The organism is Streptomyces sp. SPB074 (assembly GCF_000154905.1).
GTDB lineage: Bacteria > Actinomycetota > Actinomycetes > Streptomycetales > Streptomycetaceae > Streptomyces.
Map to the genome: position 1 here is coordinate 480,045 of NZ_GG770539.1, position 2,037 is coordinate 482,081.

The following is a 2,037-nucleotide window of genomic DNA, read 5'->3' on the forward strand; positions in this document are numbered from 1 at the left end:
GAGGAGCCCGGCGGTGCGCAGCAGCGCGCGGCGCGGGGGGGCGGCGGCCGGGGATTCCGTCTCGGGCCGGGGCGCGCCCGTGCTTCGTACCGCGCGCATGGGCCGATCCCACGCACTCCGGACACCTCGGGCGGCGGCGCCACGCCGTCCCGGGGCACGGGGTGCACCCGGGCGGACCAGCTCTGTGAGCCGCCGGGGGCAGGCACTAACCTCACTGCGTGACCGAACAGAAGCCATCCCAGTTCGAACGCGGCACCGACGGCCCGAAAGTGATCGTGGTCGGCGTCGACGGTTCCGCTTCCTCCTTCCGCGCGGCGGCGTACGGAGGCGGACTGGCCAGGCGGCAGGGCGCGCTCCTCGCCTTCGTGTACGTGCAGCCGCTGCTCTCGGCGGGGGCGGCGATGGGCGCGCCCGTGGCCGAGACGACCGACGAGATCGCCGAGTCCCTCATGGAGGAACTGCGCCACGGCACCGAGCTCTTCAAGGGCATCTTCGACCTGCGCTGGGAGTTCCACACCTTCCGGGGCGATCCGTACACGGGTCTCGTGACGGCGGCGGACGAGCTCAAGGCGGACGCGGTGGTGGTCGGCGCCTCGGAGCAGGCGGGGCACCGCTTCGTGGGCTCGGTGGCGGTGCGGATGGTCAAGACGGGGCGCTGGCCGGTGACGGTGGTGCCGTAGCGGGACGGCGCGGGGGCGCCCCGGGACGGGGGTCCGCTCCCGCGCGGGAGCGCTCCGGCCCCGTACGCCGGCGGCACGGGGCGGGAGCGCGCGCGTCGCCCGGCGGGGACGGGGTCAGCGGCCCTCGACGAGCCCGTCCCCGGCCGCGCCCCGGCTCAGGACGACCTCGCGCAGGCGGTCGCGGACCGCACTCAGGTCACGGCCCTTCGCGAGCGCGTCGTCCACGTCCACGACGCGGTTGACCGCGAGGTCGTACCACTGCGGCAGGAACTCGGCCTTCGTGACCTCCCAGCGCGCCCCGGGCTTCGCGGGCGGGCTGAACGTGAAGCGGCCGAGCGTGCTCTCGTTGCCGCGCGGGTCGTGCACGTCCTCGTAGTTGATCATCCGGCCGGCGATCTGGTCGCCCATGCCGTAGATCACCCAGGTGCCGTTGACCTTCTCGTACGCCTGCGGGACGTGCGCGTGGGTGCCGAGGACGAGGTCGATGTCGGGGCGCTCATCGGTGCGGGAGGCGGTGAGGGCCTGGGCGAGTTCGCGCTGCTGGGTGTCGGGGGCGGTCTGCCACTCGGTGCCCCAGTGCGTGCTGACGACGACGATGTCGGCGCCCGCCTCGCGCGCGGCGCGGGCGTCCTGGACGATGCGGCCCTCGTCGATGAGGCGGACGCTCCAGGGGGCGTCCGCGGGCGGCGGGATGTCGTTGGTGCCGTAGGTGTAGCTGAGGTGGGCGACCTTCGCGCCGCCCGCCGTGAGCCAGGCGGGCCGGTGCGCCTCCGCCTCGCCGCGCCCGGTGCCGGCGTGCGCGATGCCGGCGCGGTCGAGGGCGCCGAGGGTCCGGGAGATGCCGGCGGCCCCGTCGTCCAGGCTGTGGTTGGACGCGGTCGAGCAGGAGTCGTAGCCGGTGGTGGCGAGCGCCGTGGCGATCTGCGGCGGCGAGACGAAGGCGGGATAGCCGGAGTAGGGGCCGTCGTCGTCGCCGTAGACCGTCTCCATGTGACAGATCGCCAGGTCGGCGCGGGAGACGACGGGCGCGACGCCCGCGAGCATCGGGCGGAAGTCGTAGCCCTTGCCGCCCGCGTCGGCGTGCGCCTGCTGGTTGACGGAGTCGTGGGGCAGGACGTCGCCGGAGGCGAGGAGAGTGAACGCGCGCCGGTGATCGGAGGGGGAGGGCGAGGGGGATGCCGGGGCGCCGCCCGCGGCTGGCGGCCGGGCGGGGGCGGCGGACGTGCCCCCGGAACCGGTGAGCCCGGCACACGCGGTGGCCGCCGAGGCGAGGCCGGCGAGCAGCAGGCCGGTCCGCAGCCCGGCCAGGGCGGGCCGCCGCCGGAGGGAGCGCGGCGCGGAAGCGGGCCGGGCGGCG

General features: G+C 76.0%; 2 protein-coding genes. One reads left to right on the top strand and one right to left on the bottom strand.

Going from position 1 to position 2,037, the window contains the following annotated elements:
* The first annotated feature begins 218 nt into the window (after positions 1 to 218).
* Positions 219 to 680, top strand: coding sequence for a universal stress protein (locus tag SSBG_RS01955; protein ID WP_008744557.1), 462 nt, complete (start codon positions 219 to 221; stop codon positions 678 to 680).
* A gap of 114 nt (positions 681 to 794) precedes the next feature.
* Here the strand turns inward: SSBG_RS01955 and SSBG_RS01960 are convergent, their stop codons facing one another.
* A complete protein-coding gene (locus SSBG_RS01960) occupies positions 795 to 1,988 on the bottom strand; it encodes a CapA family protein (RefSeq protein WP_008744558.1) in 1,194 nt (397 codons plus the stop codon).
* Between the last annotated feature and the right edge of the window lie 49 nt (positions 1,989 to 2,037).